This window comes from Pseudomonas sp. HD6515 (genome assembly GCF_024971855.1).
In the GTDB taxonomy this organism is placed as follows: Bacteria; Pseudomonadota; Gammaproteobacteria; order Pseudomonadales; family Pseudomonadaceae; genus Aquipseudomonas; species Aquipseudomonas alloputida.
Genome location: NZ_CP079827.1, coordinates 224833 through 240732 on the forward strand (window position 1 = coordinate 224833; position 15900 = coordinate 240732).

The 15900-nt window shown below is 61.6% G+C and carries 15 protein-coding genes; 9 read left to right on the forward strand and 6 right to left on the reverse strand.

Annotated features, from left to right (window positions below; genetic code table 11):
- Positions 1-2: 2 nt before the first annotated feature.
- Both tcyL and tcyJ read right to left on the reverse strand, forming a co-directional pair.
- Positions 3-671, reverse strand: coding sequence for a cystine ABC transporter permease (tcyL, locus tag KW568_RS00950; RefSeq protein WP_003255849.1), 669 nt, complete (start codon positions 669-671; stop codon positions 3-5).
- Positions 668-1462 carry a cystine ABC transporter substrate-binding protein gene (tcyJ, locus tag KW568_RS00955; protein ID WP_003255847.1) on the reverse strand — a complete coding sequence of 265 codons (795 nt, stop codon included), beginning with the start codon at positions 1460-1462 and terminating at the stop codon, positions 668-670. The genes tcyL and tcyJ overlap by 4 nt, the downstream gene beginning before the upstream one ends.
- Positions 1463-1769: 307 nt before the next feature.
- Between tcyJ and epsC the strand changes: the two genes are divergently transcribed.
- Positions 1770-2702 (forward strand): serine O-acetyltransferase EpsC, encoded by a 933-nt coding sequence (epsC, locus tag KW568_RS00960; RefSeq protein ID WP_003255846.1) that lies wholly within the window; start codon positions 1770-1772, stop codon positions 2700-2702.
- 268 nt (positions 2703-2970) lie between these two features.
- The gene (betT, locus tag KW568_RS00965) at positions 2971-4974 is read left to right on the forward strand and encodes a choline transporter BetT (protein WP_003255844.1); all 2004 of its coding nucleotides are present in this window, start codon (positions 2971-2973) and stop codon (positions 4972-4974) included.
- A gap of 63 nt (positions 4975-5037) precedes the next feature.
- On the opposite strand, the gene tauD is transcribed toward betT, so the two are convergent.
- From tauD to tauA, 4 genes are read right to left on the reverse strand one after another with little or no spacing between them, the layout of a single operon-like run.
- A complete protein-coding gene (gene tauD, locus KW568_RS00970; protein ID WP_004576377.1) occupies positions 5038-5871 on the reverse strand; it encodes a taurine dioxygenase in 834 nt (277 codons plus the stop codon).
- 48 nt (positions 5872-5919) lie between these two features.
- Positions 5920-6759 (reverse strand): taurine ABC transporter permease TauC, encoded by an 840-nt coding sequence (gene tauC / locus KW568_RS00975; protein WP_004576376.1) that lies wholly within the window; start codon positions 6757-6759, stop codon positions 5920-5922.
- Positions 6756-7544, reverse strand: a complete 789-nt coding sequence (tauB, locus tag KW568_RS00980) for a taurine ABC transporter ATP-binding subunit (RefSeq protein WP_010951613.1) — start codon at positions 7542-7544, stop codon at positions 6756-6758. The genes tauC and tauB overlap by 4 nt, the downstream gene beginning before the upstream one ends.
- 13 nt (positions 7545-7557) lie before the next feature.
- Positions 7558-8529 (reverse strand): taurine ABC transporter substrate-binding protein, encoded by a 972-nt coding sequence (gene tauA / locus KW568_RS00985; protein WP_003255840.1) that lies wholly within the window; start codon positions 8527-8529, stop codon positions 7558-7560.
- Positions 8530-9047: 518 nt separating this feature from the next.
- Here tauA and KW568_RS00990 point away from each other — a divergent pair.
- From KW568_RS00990 to ssuB, 7 genes are all read left to right on the forward strand, one after another.
- Positions 9048-10388 carry an OprD family porin gene (locus tag KW568_RS00990; RefSeq protein WP_003255838.1) on the forward strand — a complete coding sequence of 447 codons (1341 nt, stop codon included), beginning with the start codon at positions 9048-9050 and terminating at the stop codon, positions 10386-10388.
- A 165-nt stretch (positions 10389-10553) separates the two neighbouring features.
- Complete coding sequence (locus tag KW568_RS00995) at positions 10554-11192, forward strand: peroxiredoxin (RefSeq protein WP_003255836.1); 639 nt, start codon at positions 10554-10556, stop codon at positions 11190-11192.
- A 218-nt stretch (positions 11193-11410) separates the two neighbouring features.
- Positions 11411-12004: an NADPH-dependent FMN reductase gene (ssuE, locus tag KW568_RS01000; protein ID WP_003255835.1), complete on the forward strand. Its 594-nt coding sequence runs from the start codon at positions 11411-11413 to the stop codon at positions 12002-12004.
- A gap of 85 nt (positions 12005-12089) precedes the next feature.
- The gene (locus KW568_RS01005) at positions 12090-13055 is read left to right on the forward strand and encodes a sulfonate ABC transporter substrate-binding protein (protein ID WP_004576375.1); all 966 of its coding nucleotides are present in this window, start codon (positions 12090-12092) and stop codon (positions 13053-13055) included.
- Positions 13056-13114: 59 nt separating this feature from the next.
- Entirely contained in the window at positions 13115-14263 is a 1149-nt protein-coding gene (gene ssuD, locus KW568_RS01010) for an FMNH2-dependent alkanesulfonate monooxygenase (RefSeq protein ID WP_004576374.1), read from the forward strand.
- Positions 14264-14273: 10 nt separating this feature from the next.
- On the forward strand, positions 14274-15071 hold the full coding sequence (gene ssuC, locus KW568_RS01015; RefSeq protein WP_003255831.1) for an aliphatic sulfonate ABC transporter permease SsuC: 798 nt from the start codon (positions 14274-14276) through the stop codon (positions 15069-15071).
- A complete protein-coding gene (ssuB, locus tag KW568_RS01020; RefSeq protein WP_003255830.1) occupies positions 15068-15880 on the forward strand; it encodes an aliphatic sulfonates ABC transporter ATP-binding protein in 813 nt (270 codons plus the stop codon). The genes ssuC and ssuB overlap by 4 nt, the downstream gene beginning before the upstream one ends.
- Positions 15881-15900: the final 20 nt, after the last annotated feature.

The window sequence follows — 15900 nt, forward strand, 5'->3', positions numbered from 1 at the left end:
GCTCAATGCTCCTGGTCATGCTGGTTGACCCGCGCTTCCATGCGGTTCTGGAAGTGCGCAAGGATGCTGCACAGCACCCAGTAGATGACCGCGACCGCCACGTACATGGTGAACACTTCGAACGTGCGCGCGGTAATCAGCTGGGCTTGGCGGAACAGCTCGGGCACCTGGATGGTTGCCGCCAGGGCGGTGTCCTTTACCAGCGAGATGAAGCTGTTGCCCAGCGGTGGCAACGCGGTGCGCAATGCCTGTGGCAGGATCGCCCGGCGCATGGCTTGCACGCGGGTCATGCCGATGCTGGCGGCTGCTTCCCACTGGCCCCGGTCGATCGAGGAAATGGCTGCGCGCAGGATCTCGCAGATGTAGGCCGCCATGTTCAGCGACAAGCCGATCAGCGAAGCGGGGATTGGGTCGAGCTCGATGCCGATTTGCGGCATGCCGAAATAGATGACGAACAGCTGCACCAGCAGCGGCGTGCCGCGGAAGAACGACACGTAGACCCGCGCCAGCCAGTTCAGCGGCAGAATCTTCGACAGCCGCATCAGCGCCAGGGCAAAGCCCAGCACCAGACCGAAGAACATGCCGCCGACACTGAGCAGCACCGTATAACCCGCGCCCTTCAGCAGGAAGGGCGCGGAATCGACAACGAGTTGCAGGCTTTCAGCGATCATTTGGTGACATCGGCACCGAAGTACTTCTCGGACAGCTTGGCCAGCGTGCCGTCAGCTTTTAGCTTGTCGATGGCCTTGTTGATAGCTGCCAACAGTTCCGGCTCACCTTTGCGCAGGGCCACGCCGCTTTCCAGGCGCGAGAAGGCATCGCCAGCAAGTTGGGTGTCCTTGGCTTTTTGCGCGTATTCCAGCGCCGCCAGGCGGTCGATCAGGATGGCGTCGATACGGCCGTTGCGCAGGTCAGCGAACTTGCTTGGGTCGTCTTCATAGGTGCGCACATCGGCTTGCGGCACGTCCTTTTTCACCCACTGTTCGTAGTTGGTGCCAAGGCCTACGCCGACCTTTTTGCCGGCCAGGTCCTGTGCGCCCTTGATGTTCAGCTGCTCGGCTTTCTTCTTCAGGATCAGTGCCTGGATGCCGGAGACAGTGTAGGGCTCGGAGAAGTCGTACTTTTTCTTGCGCTCCTCGGAAATGGTCACCTGATTGACCACTACATCCAGGCGTTTGGATTCCAGCGCGGCGAGGATACCGTCCCACTTGGTCGGCTGGATCTTGGCCTTGACCCCCAGCTCCTTGGCGAGCAGCTCAGACAGCTCCACTTCGAAGCCGGTCAGTTTGCCGTTTTCGTCCTGGAAGCTGAATGGCGGGTAGGTGCCCTCGAGGCCGACGTTGATGACGCCTTTTTCCTGAATGGTCTTCAATTGCTCGCCGGCGAAAGCCTGGCTGAGCAGGCCGGCACCCAGCAGGAGGGCCAGGCTGGCGTTGAGTAGCGGTTTGGCGAATTTCGACATGTCAGAGCCCCGCGCTTGTTGTCTAGGTAGTGAGGTGGCGACTATAGGGTTGGCTGATTAGGCCGGGAAATACTAAAAAATAACTTTAATATTCCTTTTTTGATTTGCGCCAGGTGCTGGCTGCTTTGAGGGTAGGCGACGATACCCACTCCGTCATCGCGGCTTATGCCTGACTTAGTGCAGGATGGAATAAAGCGTTGTTTTTTCCAAGCCTCAGATTTGCCGTAAAGTGGATTGCAGCAGGCAGGTTCGGCCTTTTCGCGGGCCTGGCAACAAAATCAGATGGCCTATACGGCAGGAGAACACCGTGAGCGAACAACCTTCATCCGCGCATTGGCAGTTGCAGAGCATTGTCACTGGCCTGCGCGGGGCCCGTGAGCAATGGCGCACCCGTAATGGCCGCAGTATTGGCGAGCAGGGCGGGCGCGAGCTGCCGTCGCGTGAAGCGATGCGACAGATTCTGGAGCAACTGTGCGGGGCGCTGTTCCCCATGCGCCTGGGGCCAGTCGACCTGCGCGAAGAAAGTGAAGACTTCTACGTCGGCCATACCCTGGATGCCGCGCTGACCGCCTTGCTGGCCCAGGCTCGTCTTGAACTTCGTTACGCGGCACGGCAAAGCAAGGCTGAGCTGGCGGGCGTCGACGCCCGTGCGCTGAGCCTGATCCAGGGCTTTGCAGCTGCGCTACCGGAACTGCGCGTTCTGCTCGACACCGATGTGCTGGCCGCCTACCACGGCGACCCGGCAGCGCGCAGCGTCGATGAAGTGCTGCTGTGCTACCCGGGCATCCTGGCGATCATCCATCACCGGCTGGCACACCACCTGTACAAGGCTGGGCTGCCGCTGCTGGCGCGGATCAGTTCGGAGCTGGCGCATTCGGCCACCGGTATCGACATTCACCCGGGGGCGCAGATCGGCCCGAGCTTCTTCATCGATCATGGTACGGGTGTGGTCATTGGTGAAACCGCGATCATCGGCGAGCGCGTGCGCATCTACCAGGCGGTGACCCTGGGCGCCAAGCGTTTCCCCAGCGATGAGTCGGGTACGCTGCATAAAGGCCTGCCACGCCACCCGATCGTCGAGGACGATGTGGTGATCTATGCCGGGGCCACGGTGCTGGGGCGTATTACCATCGGTAAGGGTTCGACCATTGGCGGTAATGTGTGGCTGACGCGCAGTGTGCCGGCTGAAAGCAACATTACTCAGGCCAACCTGCAGCTGGATTGCCAGGACAAGAACTGATCCCCCATTGCGATTGCCTTGCTGGCCTCTTCGCGGGCAAGCCCGCGCCTACCACGGACGTACCAGATGTAGGTGCGGGTTTACCCGCAAGAGGCCGGAACAGGACGACACCAATCGGCGCCCCAATTCGCATTGAAATCCGATCCATGTTTAACTTGAACGCTTGTTCAATGAAAAACGCTGGTCCGCTGCCGGTGTTCAACAGGAGGATTCCTTTGCTGAACCCGTTCATTCCGAACCTCACGTCATTCGACGAGGTGCACGCCCTATGAGTGCACCGAACCCTTCCGCTGCCAACGGCAAAATCCGCATGAACCCCCCGGTGTTCTACTTTGCGGCGAGTTTCATCCTCATCTTTGGCCTGGTAGTCATCTCCAACCCGCAAGCCGCAGGTGACTGGTTGCTGGCGGCGCAGAACTGGGCGGCCAACACGGTCGGCTGGTACTACATGCTGGCGATGACGCTGTACCTGGTCTTCGTGGTGGTCACCGCCTTGTCTGGCTACGGCAAGATCAAACTCGGTGCCGACCACGACGAACCCGAGTTCAGCTACCTGTCGTGGGCCGGCATGCTGTTCGCCGCCGGCATCAGCATCACGCTGTTCTTCTTCTGTGTCTCCGAACCGCTGACCCACATGCTGCAACCGCCCCAAGGCGAAGCCGGCACGGTCGAGGCCGGGCGCCAGGCGATGCAGATCCTGTTCCTGCACTGGGGCCTGCATGGCTGGGGGGTGTTCGCCTTCGTCGGCATGGCATTGGCCTATTTCGCCTACCGGCATAACCTGCCGCTGGCCCTGCGTTCGGCGCTGTACCCGCTGATTGGCAAGCGCATCAACGGCCCGATCGGTTATGCGGTGGATGGCTTCGGCATCATCGCCACGGTGTTCGGCCTGGGCGCCGACATGGGCTTTGGGGTGCTGCATCTGAACGCCGGTCTGGACTACCTGTTCGGCATCAGCCACAGCCAGTGGGTGCAGGTGATCCTCATCACCCTGATGATGGGCGCGGCTGTGGCCGTAGCCGTGGCCGGGGTGGAGAAGGGGGTGCGGGTGATGAGCGACATCAACCTGTTCCTGGCCTGTGCGCTGCTGCTGTTCGTGCTGTTCGCCGGGCCTACCCAGCACCTGTTCAACACGCTGATCCAGAACCTGGGCGACTACCTGGGTGCGTTGCCGCGCAAGAGCTTCGACGTGTATGCCTATGGTGAAAACCGCGGCTGGCTGGGCGGCTGGACCGTGTTCTACTGGGCCTGGTGGATTGCCTGGGCGCCGTTCGTGGGCCTGTTCATCGCCCGCATCTCCCGTGGCCGTACCATCCGCGAGTTCGTCTTTGGCGTGCTGCTGATTCCGCTGGGCTTCACCCTGGCGTGGATGTCGATCTTCGGCAATAGCGCCCTGGACCAGGTGATCAACCACGGCATGACCGCACTGGGCCAGTCGGCGCTGGACAACCCGTCGATGAGCCTGTACCTGCTGCTGGAAACCTACCCCTGGAGCAAGGCAGTCATCGCCACCACGGTGTTCATCAGCTTCGTGTTCTTCGTCACCTCGGCCGACTCGGGCACCGTGGTGCTGTCGACCTTGTCGGCCAAGGGCGGTGACGCTGATGAAGATGGGCCGAACTGGCTGCGTATCTTTTGGGGGGCGATGACTGCACTGATCACCAGTGCGCTGTTGTTCGCTGGCAGCATTGATTCGCTGAAGTCGGCAGTGGTGCTGACGTCGCTGCCGTTCTCGCTCATTCTGCTGTGCATGATGTGGGGGCTGCACAAGGCGTTCTACCTGGAGTCGCAGCGGCAGATCGCGCAGATGCACTCGCTGGCCCCGTTCGCCCAGTCACGTCGCGGCCGTGGCGGCTGGCGCCAGCGCCTGAGCCAGGCGGTGCACTTCCCGTCACGTGATGAGGTGTACCGTTTCATGGATGATGTGGTGCGCCCGGCGATTGCCGATGTGCGTGAAGTGTTCGAGCAGAAAGGCCTGGTACTGATTACCCAGGACGACCCTAGCCATGACAACGTCAGCCTGAAGATTGGCCATGGCGAGGAACAGCCGTTCATTTACCAAGTGCAGATGCGTGGCTATTTCACACCATCGTTCGCCTTGGGGGGGCTGGGTACGCAGGAGTTGAAGAACCGCCGCTATTACCGGGCGGAGGTGCACCTGAGCGAAGGCAGCCAGAACTATGACCTGGTGGGCTACAGCAAGGAGCAGATCATCAACGACATCCTCGACCAGTACGAGCGGCACATGCAGTACCTGCACCTGGTGCGCTGACCAAGCTCTCCTGTCCTGGGCTCTTCGCAGGCAAGCCCGCGAAGAGCCCAGGACAGGCAACCGCTAGTAGGGTGCATCCCCAAGGATGGTCGCCCGGTGCATCACCCGCCGGTTCGGCCGGTAATCATCCACCGCAAAATGCTGGGTCACGCGGTTGTCCCAGAACGCGACGTCATTCTCCTGCCAACGCCAGCGAATGCTGAACTCCGGTCGCGTCGCATGGGCGAACAGCAGCCTCAGCAGCGCATCGCTTTCCAGTTCGCTCAGTTCATTGATGCGTGTAGTGAACCCTTCATTGACGAACAACGCCTTGCGCCCGCTCACCGGATGCGTGCGCACCACCGGGTGCGACAGCGGTGGGTTGTTGCGCCGGGTGGCCTCCCAGCGCGCCAGGTCTTGCGGCGTGGTGCCAAAGCGCTCCAGCGGGAACGACTTGGTGAAGTCGTGGGTAGCGGTCAGCCCGTCCAGCATTGCACGCAGCGGCGCCGACAAAGCCTCGAAGGCCGCAATGCCGCTGGCCCAAAGGGTATCGCCACCGTAAGCAGGCAATTGCTTGGCGCTGAGTACCGCGCCCAGTGCCGGGGTCGGCAAAAAGGTCACGTCGGTGTGCCACACGGCGTTGTCGCGCACATCGGTAACCGCCGTGTCGAGCACCAGCACCTGCGGGGTGTCCGGCACGTTGGGGTAAATCGGGTGGATGTGCAGGTCGCCGAAGCGGGCGGCAAAGCGCGCCTGCTGTTCCGGGTTGATCGGCTGGTCACGGAGGAACAGCACCTGGTGCTGGAGCAGTGCCTGTTCGATGGCATCGCGCTCTTCTGCGCTGATATCGCGGCTGATGTCCACGCCGCTGATCTGGGCGCCGAGTGCTGGGCTTAGGGGAGTGATGGTCAGGCTCATGTCGGTCTCTTCAATCGGGCGCCAGTGTGCTGGCGTGGACAATGGAATTCAGTGAATCTGCCCATGCCAGGGCACCAGCTTGCGTTGCAGGGCACGCAGGCTCATTTCCAGAGCGAAGGCGATCAGGGCGATCAGCAGGATGCCCAGCACCACCACGTCGGTGACCAGAAACTGCGCCGCCGATTGCACCATGAAGCCCAGGCCGCTGGTGGCGGCGATCAGTTCAGCGGCCACCAGGGTCGACCAGCCGACCCCCAGGCCAATGCGGATGCCGGTAAGGATGTCAGGCAATGCACTGGGCAAAATGACGTGGCGGATCAGTTGGGCCTTGGTTGCGCCCAGCGACTGCGCCGCGCGCAGCTTGGCCGGATCTACCGTGCGCACACCGGTGGCTGTGGCAATGGCAATGGGGGCGAAGATTGCCAGGTAGATCAGCAGCACTTTCGACAACTCGCCGATACCGCACCAGATGACGATCAGCGGCAGGTAGGCCAGCGGCGGGATGGGCCGGTAGAACTCGATCAGCGGGTCGAGAATGCCGCGGGCTACGCGGTTGTAGCCGATAGCGATGCCGACTGGTATTGCGGTCAGGGTCGCAGCCACCAGCGCCAGGCCGATGCGGCCCAGGCTTGCGCCCAGGTGCTGCCACAGGCTGGCATCCATGTAGCCTTGGGTCAGCAAGGTCCATGCCTTGGCCAGGATGTCACCGGGCGAGGGCAGGAACAGGGGCTCTACCCAACCGGCAGCCGTCACCAGCCACCAGACCAGTAGCAGGCTGGCCAAGGTCAGGGTGCTGATCCAGCGGGTGGACAGTGGGCGGCGTAGCATGGCGGCTGGCCGGGTTTGGGTGTTGTGTTTGCCGGCGACCGGCAGGTCCAGGCTGCTCATGCGCGCTCCTGCAGGCTTTGGCGTTGGGAAAACACCCGCGCCAGCACATGCTCGCGGGTTTCGATGAAGGCTGGATCGGACTTGATGGCCCGGGCCGATTCGCCAGCGGCATAGCGCTGGCCGAAGTTCAGCTGCAGGCGTTCCACTACGCGTCCCGGGTTGGGCGCCAGCAGTACCAGTTCGCTGGCGAGGAACACCGCTTCTTCGATGTCGTGGGTAATCAGGAACACCGGCTTGGCGGTGCGTTGCCAAACTTGCAATAGCAGCTCTTGCATCTGCTCCCGGGTGAAGGCATCGAGGGCACCGAACGGTTCATCCATCAGCAGTACCCGAGGGTCAGCCGCCAGCGCCCGGGCAAGGCCCACGCGCTGCTTCTGGCCACCGGACAATTGCCAGATACGCCGTTCGCCGAAGCCATCGAGGTCGACCAGGGTGAGCATTTCGCGGGCCTTGGCCTCACGCTGGGCGCGGGGTACGCCGGCCAGTTCAAGGCCGAAGGCGACGTTGCCCAGCACGTTCTGCCATGGCAGCAGGGCATCGTCCTGGAACACCACGCCGCGTTCTGCACCGGGGCCCTGCACCGGCACACCATCGAGGGTGATGTGACCGCCACTGGGGGCGACGAAGCCGGCGATCAGGTTGAGCAGTGAGGTCTTGCCACTGCCGGAAGGCCCCAGGGCCACCAGCAGTTGGCGTGGTCCCAGGCTCAGGTTGATGTCGGCCAGCACCGGGGTGCTGGCGCCTGGGTACTGTGCGCTGATGCGCTCCAGCTCGAGCAAGGCCATGACGGGCTCCGGATCAGTTTGGAAGGAACTTGGCGCTGACGTACGGCGAGTAGTCCGGCAGCACTGCTTCGACTTTGCCTTGCTGCTTGAGGAAGTTGGCGGTGTCCGTCAGCGCTTGGGTGGTCGGCGCGCCCAGGGCGTTGGCCTGGTCAGCGGCCAGCGGGTAGACGTTGCCCTCCAGCAGCACCGGGATGTCGCTGGCCTTGGCACCGGACAGCTTCACCAGCTTGTCTACGTTGCCCTTGTCGGCCAGCCAGGCTTTCGGGTCCTTGCGGTAGTCGGCGTAGGCATCGAGGGTGACTTTGGCAAAGGCCTTGACCACATCAGGGTGTTTCTCGGCGAAGTCCTTGCGCACGATCCAGGCATCGAAGGTAGGCGCGCCTTTCTGTGCCAGCTCACCGGAGGTGATCAGGACCTTGCCGTTTTCCTTGGCCACGCCCAGGGCCGGGTCCCACACGTAGGTCGCATCGATGTCGCCGCGCTTCCAGGCGGCAATGATGGCTGGCGGCGCCAGGTTGAGAATCTGTACCTTGGAAGGGTCGATATTCCAGCTTTTCAGTGCGGCAAGCAGGCTGTAATGCCCGGTGGACACGAACGGGACGGCGACCTTCTTGCCGATCAGGTCTTGCGGCGACTTGATGCTGTCACGGGCCACCAACGCTTCACCCGCGCCAATCTGGGTGGCGATGAGGAAGGTTTCAACCGGCAGCTTGCGGGTGGCGGCAGCGGCCAGCGGGCTGGAGCCCAGGTAGCCGATCTGCACGTCGCCGCTGGCCACGGCAGTGATCACGTCTGCGCCGTTATCAAATTTGCGCCAGTCGATGCTGGCCTTGCTGGCTTTTTCGTAGTCGCCATCGACCTGTGCCACTTTGGCCGGGTCGACAGTGGTCTGGTAGGCCACTGTCAGGTCGGCTGCCTGGGCCAACCAGCTGGTGCTGGCGAGGGTCAGGGCGGCGAACAGGCGCAGCGGAGCGTGCGGGATCATGGTTGAACCTCTCGTCAGGCAAGTCGGGTTGGATGACGAGAAGGCTAAATGATCTAAGAAAATTAAAATAAATAACTTTTTTGCATTAGCTTAGGAGCCAAACGCTTTAAAGCCAGGCGTTTCGCAGGCGAACAAGGGGTGAGTGCGCCATGACCCGTGGCGAAATCAGAGAGGCGTGCGAGGCGTTCTAGGCCCGATAGAACGATTTGGCATTAGGTTATGAGCAAACGTTTGCAAATAACCAAAGGTTATTAAACGAGTCGTAGCTACAACGAATTGCAGTAAAGGTTCCTAATATATTCCTTAAAAGTCTTACAAATTCATAAAACAGTCATTTTGGATTTATAGGATTGTCATTATCCTGTAGCGCAGGTGGCGTCTTAGACCAAAGTCGCGAAACGTTTAGAAACGATTGACTTAATAGTCACGCTTTGGGACTAAATCGCCCATCCCGGTGAGCGGGGCATCAGACCCCTCCGCCAGAGATACACAAAAATTAGAACGTAGAGGAGCAAAACATGTACAAGTCCAGCCTGGCTCTGGCCGTGGCACTGGGGGTTCTCGCCCAACAAGCAGGCGCTGCCGGTTTCGTTGAGGACAGCAAACTGTCGCTCAGCTCGCGCACCATGTACTACAACGGCGACAACCGTGAAGATCACGCAAAACCGGGTGCGGAGCGCCCGGATCAGCGTGAGTCGGGCCAGGGCTTCAAGCTCGACTACATCTCGGGCTTTACCCAAGGCACCGTAGGCTTTGGTGTTGATGCCCAAGCGCTGTGGGGTATTCACCTGGATGGTGGCGAGGGTTACCACAAGTCCGGCTTCTTCCCGGATGACGGCAAAGGTTCTGCAGCCCAGTGGGCTCGTTTCGGTGCCAATGCCAAGGCGCGCTTCTCCAAGACCGAAGCGCATTTCGGTAGCGCGCTCGCACCGAACCTGCCGATCCTGGTTTCCAACGATGGTCGTCTGCTGCCACAAACCTTCGAGGGTGGCACCATCCAGTCGAAGGAAATCGACAACCTGACCATCAACGCGGGTCAGCTGACCCACGCCATGGGCCGTGCTTCGAGCAACCGTACCGGTCTGTCTGTCGCCGGTTCCAATGCCGAGAGCAACAAGTTCCGCTATGGTGGCCTGGACTACAAGCTCACTCCAGACCTGACCCTGCAGTACTACTACTCGAACCTGGAAGACTTCTACAAGCAGCACTTCCTGGGCGCGACCCACGTGTTCAAGATCGCTGACGACCAGTCGTTCAAGACCGACCTGCGCTACTTCGACAGCAGCAGCGACGGCAAGAATGGCAACGACAGCGCTTACAACTTCAACAACAACGGTGGCTACGCCAAAAACACCGGCGAGATCGACAACAAGACCTGGTCCGCCATGTTCACCTATACCTTGGGTGGCCACGCGCTGATGCTCGGTCACCAGCAAGTGGGTGACGACGGTGGCTTCGTATGGTTGAACCAGGGCAGCCTGAGCAACGACAGCGGCACCTCGGAAGGTGCTGGCGGCTCCAGCTTCTACCTGTTCACCGACAGCATGATCAACCAGTTCGCCCGTGCTGGTGAAAACACCACCTTCGGTCAGTACTCCTATGACTTCGCGGCGCTGGGTGTGCCAGGCCTGAAGGCATCGGTTGCTTACCTGCGTGGTGACGATATCCGCAACAAGTCGGGCAGCGGTACCTACAATGAATGGGAACGCGATGCGCGCATCGACTACACCCTCCAGGAAGGTGCCCTAAAAGGCTTGGGCTTCAGCCTGCGCCAAGGCGTGTACCGTGGTGCCGGCGAGAGCAGTGCCGACCAGGATCAGGCTCGCTTCATCGTGAACTACACTTACAGCTTCCTGTAAGTCGTAGCCACAAAGAAAGCCTCGCCTAGTGCGAGGCTTTTTTGTGCCTGCTAATTCGTATGCGTTATGGTTATAAATAAATCGTTATTTATTCTTTTTATTTTTAACTGAATGCAGGCACATTGAGCCCATACGGTACAGAACCCAGCCCAGGAGCCGCAGCCCATGAGCCTCAAACTCGGCGATATCGCCCCCGATTTCGAACAGGATTCCAGCGAAGGCAAGATCCGCTTCCACGAGTGGCTGGGCAACAGCTGGGGGGTGTTGTTCTCCCACCCGGCCGACTTCACCCCGGTGTGCACCACCGAGTTGGGCCTGACCGCCAAGCTGAAGGACGAGTTTGCCAAGCGCGGGGTCAAGGCCATCGCCCTGTCGGTGGACCCGGTCGACTCGCATCACAAGTGGATCGATGACATCAACGAAACACAGAATACCGTGGTCAACTTCCCGATCATTGCTGACGCTGACCGCAAAGTGTCCGACCTTTACGACCTGATCCACCCGAACGCCAGCGACACCCTGACCGTGCGCTCGCTGTTCATCATCGACCCGAATAAAAAGGTGCGCCTGACCATTACCTACCCGGCCAGTACCGGGCGCAACTTCAACGAAATTCTGCGGGTGATCGACTCGCTGCAGCTGACCGACAACCACAAGGTCGCCACACCGGGTAACTGGCAGGACGGCGATGAAGTGGTGATCGTGCCTTCGCTCAAAGACGAGGAGGAGATCAAGCAGCGCTTCCCCAAAGGTTACCGGGCGGTCAAACCCTATCTGCGCCTGACCCCTCAACCCAATCGTTAATGGATTCCTCGTTGCATTGCTCTTAGCCAAGCAGGGATTTTCGGGCCGTTTCGACGGCCCTTTTTTATGCCTGTAAAAAACTGTGGGAGCGGGCGCGCCCGCGAGGAGGGCTTTATGGGTAAAGACAATAATGGAATAAACAAATGAAAAAATATGATTTCTAGATATATGTAGCAGCTGTTAATGTCTCCTCCAACAGAACACAAGGAAGCGCAGCAATGCTGGTCGTCTCAATCGGTGGTAGCCCAAGTCTCCGTTCACGCTCCGGCGTGCTGCTCGAGCGTTCGCGCCAGTGGCTGCAGGATCGCGGCGTTGAAGTGGTGACATTCCAAGTGCGTGACTTTCCCGCCGAAGACCTGCTGCATGCCCGTTTCGACAGCCCGCATGTGCAACACTTTCAGCAGCTGGTGGCCCAGGCTGATGGCCTGATCGTCTCCACCCCGGTGTACAAGGCTTCGTTTTCCGGTGCCCTGAAAACCTTGCTTGACCTGCTGCCCGAGCGCGCCCTGGCCCACAAGATCGTGTTGCCCATCGCCACTGGCGGCAGCATCGCCCACATGCTGGCGGTGGATTACGCATTGAAGCCGGTGCTGTCGGCACTCAAGGCACAAGAGACCCTGCAAGGGATCTTTGCCGACGACAGCCAGGTGGCTTACGCAGAAGGTACAAAGCCCGCGCAGTTGGTACAGGCGCTGGAAGAACGCCTGCACGACTCGCTGGAAACCTTCCACGTCGCCCTGGCCCGTCGGCCGCGCCCCGTGGCCCCTGGCGTACTGAACGAACGTCTGATCAGCGCTCGCTGGAGCATCTGAACGGCATTACCCGCTTCACCACCTTACTCGCCCGTTAACGAGGCAAGCAGGTGCAACCCGAACCCCATTCGCACAGGAGAGCGCCATGCGCACAGTCTTCTTGCGTCGTGGTCTGGTCGCCCTGTTTGCGGCGGCTGTGTCCTTCGGCGCCATTACCCAAGCCCAGGCCGAGAGCCTGCGTATCGGTTACCAGAAATACGGCACCTTGGTGCTGCTCAAGGCCAAGGGCACGCTGGAGAAGCGCCTGGCCGAGCAGGGAGTACAGGTGCAATGGACCGAATTCCCCGGCGGCCCGCAGCTGCTTGAAGGGCTGAACGTCGGCTCCATCGATTTCGGCGTAACCGGCGAGACGCCTCCTGTGTTCGCTCAGGCCGCTGGCGCCGACCTGCTCTACGTGGCCTACGAGCCGCCAGCGCCGCACAGCGAAGCGATCCTGGTGCCCAAGGGCTCGCCGATCCAGTCGGTGAAGGACCTCAAGGGTAAAAAGGTCGTCCTCAACAAAGGCTCCAACGTGCACTACCTGCTGGTCCGCGCCCTGGAAGACGCCGGCCTCAAGTACAGCGACATCCAGCCTGTCTACCTGCCGCCAGCCGACGCCCGCGCCGCCTTCGAGCGCGGCAGCGTGGATGCCTGGGTGATCTGGGACCCTTACCAGGCCGCCGCCGAGCAGCAGCTGCAAGCGCGCACCCTGCGTGACGGCAAGGGCCTGGTCGACAACCACCAGTTCTACCTCGCCACCCGCAACTATGCGACACAGCACCCAGCGGTGATCAACACCGTGATCGAGGAAGTGCGCGCCGTGGGTGAATGGTCCCAGGCCAACCCGCAAGAGGTGACCGACCAGGTTGCCCCGCTGCTCGGCCTGCCTGCCGGCATCACCCTGACCTCTGTCAAACGCCAAGGCTACGGCGCTGCGCCGCTGACCCCGGACGTGGTGGCCGCGCAGCAGAAGATCGCCGACACGTTCCAGGCGCTGAAGCTTATTCCCAAGCCGCTGAGCATCAAGGACGTGATCTGGACACCCCCTGCCAAAGTCGCTAGCGCGCCTTGATTGACTGCCAGTGCCGGGGCGCCGCTCCGGCTAGAGCCACCCTTGAGGAGACGACTCCAATGAGCCTTAACATTTTCTGGTTCCTCCCAACCCACGGTGACGGCAAGTACCTGGGCACTTCCGAAGGCGCACGTGCGGTCGACCACGGTTACCTGCAGCAGATCGCGCAGGCCGCCGACCGCCTTGGTTTTGGTGGGGTGCTGATCCCGACCGGGCGTTCCTGCGAGGACTCCTGGCTGGTGGCCGCGTCGCTGATCCCCGTGACCCAGCGCCTGAAGTTCCTTGTAGCCCTGCGTCCGGGCATCATTTCACCGACCGTGGCAGCACGCCAGGCGGCCACCCTCGATCGCTTGTCCAATGGCCGTGCGCTATTCAACCTGGTGACCGGTGGTGATCCGGACGAGCTGGCGGGTGATGGCCTGCACCTGAACCACCAGGAGCGCTACGAAGCTTCGGTCGAGTTCACCCGTATCTGGCGCAAGGTGCTGGAAGGCGAAAACGTCGATTACGACGGTAAGCACATCCAGGTAAAGGGCGCCAAGCTGCTCTACCCGCCGATTCAGCAACCACGCCCACCGCTGTATTTCGGCGGCTCCTCCGAGGCCGCTCAGGACCTGGCGGCCGAACAGGTCGAGCTGTACCTGACCTGGGGCGAGCCACCGGCAGCCGTTGCCGAGAAGATCGCACAGGTGCGCGAAAAAGCGGCTGCTCAAGGGCGCGAAGTACGCTTCGGTATCCGCCTGCACGTGATCGTGCGGGAAACCAACGAAGAGGCTTGGGCCGCTGCCGAGCGCCTGATCTCGCACCTGGACGATGACACCATCTCCCGCGCCCAGGCCTCGCTGGCGCGTTTCGATTCGGTGGGCCAGCAACGCATGGCTGCCCTGCACGGCGGCAACCGCGACAACCTGGAGGTCAGCCCCAACCTGTGGGCAGGTGTTGGCCTGGTACGTGGCGGGGCGGGCACCGCACTGGTGGGCGATGGCCCCACCGTGGCAGCACGGGTTAAGGAATATGCCGACTTGGGTATCGATACCTTCATCTTCTCGGGTTATCCACACCTGGAAGAGTCTTACCGCGTGGCGGAGCTGCTGTTCCCGCACCTTGATGTGCAGCGCCCAGAGCAGCCGAAAACCGGTGGTTATGTAAGCCCGTTCGGCGAAATGGTGGCCAACGACATCCTGCCCAAATCTGTGTCGCAGAGCTGAGGGCCTGGCCATGAGTCGTGCAACTTCTTCGAACCTGACCCAGCGCCTGGCGCCGTGGGCGCTGCCGGTGCTGCTGTTGGCCATATGGCAACTGGCCGTCAGCGCTGGCTGGCTGTCGACGCGTATCCTGCCGGCACCTAGCGCAGTGGTAAGCGCGGGCGTCGAACTGGTGCGCAGCGGCGAAATCTGGACCCACCTGGCCATCAGCGGCTGGCGTGCAGGCCTGGGCTTTGTCATCGGCGGCAGCATCGGCCTGGTACTGGGCTTCATCACCGGCTTGTCGAATTGGGGTGAACGCCTGCTCGACAGCTCGGTACAGATGATCCGCAACGTGCCGCACCTTGCGCTCATACCGCTGGTGATTCTGTGGTTCGGTATCGACGAGTCGGCAAAGATCTTTCTGGTCGCGCTGGGCACGTTGTTCCCGATCTACCTGAACACCTACCACGGCATTCGCAACGTTGACCCAGCGTTGGTGGAAATGGCGCGCAGTTACGGCTTGTCCGGCTTCGGCCTGTTCCGCCAGGTGATCCTGCCGGGGGCGCTGCCTTCGATCCTGGTGGGTGTGCGTTTCGCCCTGGGCTTCATGTGGCTGACGCTGATTGTTGCCGAAACCATTTCGGCCAACGCTGGCATCGGTTACCTGGCAATGAATGCTCGCGAATTTCTTCAAACCGACGTGGTAGTGCTGGCCATCGTCCTGTATGCCGTACTCGGCAAGCTTGCCGACCTTGCGGCCCGGGGCCTGGAGCGCGTGTGGTTGCGCTGGCACCCGGCCTATCAAGTTGCCAGGAAGGAGGGCGCATGACCGTGCTCAAGGAACAGCCGCCACGCCTGCTGCGTGGCACCCCGCTGGCCTCCAAGGGCCTGCGCAAGACTTTTGGTCAACGCGAAGTTCTGAAGGGTATCGACCTGCACATTCCGGCCGGCCAGTTCGTGGCCATCGTCGGCCGCAGCGGCTGCGGCAAGAGCACTTTGCTGCGGCTGCTGGCCGGGCTGGACCAGCCCACCGCCGGGCAACTACTGGCTGGTGCCGCGCCGCTGGAAGAGGCCCGTGAAGAAACCCGCCTGATGTTCCAGGACGCGCGGCTGCTGCCGTGGAAAAAGGTGATCGACAACGTTGGCCTTGGGCTGTCTGGTGACTGGCGACAGCGTGCACTGGAGGCCTTGGATGCGGTTGGCCTGGCCGACCGCGCCAACGAATGGCCGGCAGCGCTCTCGGGAGGCCAGAAGCAGCGCGTGGCTTTGGCCCGAGCCTTGATTCACCAGCCCCGCCTGCTGCTGCTGGACGAGCCACTGGGGGCGCTGGATGCATTGACCCGCATCGAGATGCAGCAACTGATCGAACGCCTGTGGCGTCAGCACGGCTTCACTGTGCTGCTGGTGACCCACGACGTCAGCGAGGCGGTTGCCGTGGCTGACCGGGTGATCCTGATTGAGGACGGCGAGGTCGGGCTCGACCTCACTGTTGACCTGGCACGGCCCCGGGCGCGTGGTTCGCACCGTCTGGCCGCGCTGGAAAGCGAAGTGCTCAACCGTGTTCTGTCCACCCCGGGCACTGCGCCCGAGCCGGATCCTGTAGCCCCTCTGCCCACGCAACTGCGCTGGGCGCACTGAATCCCAAAAGCCAAAAGGAA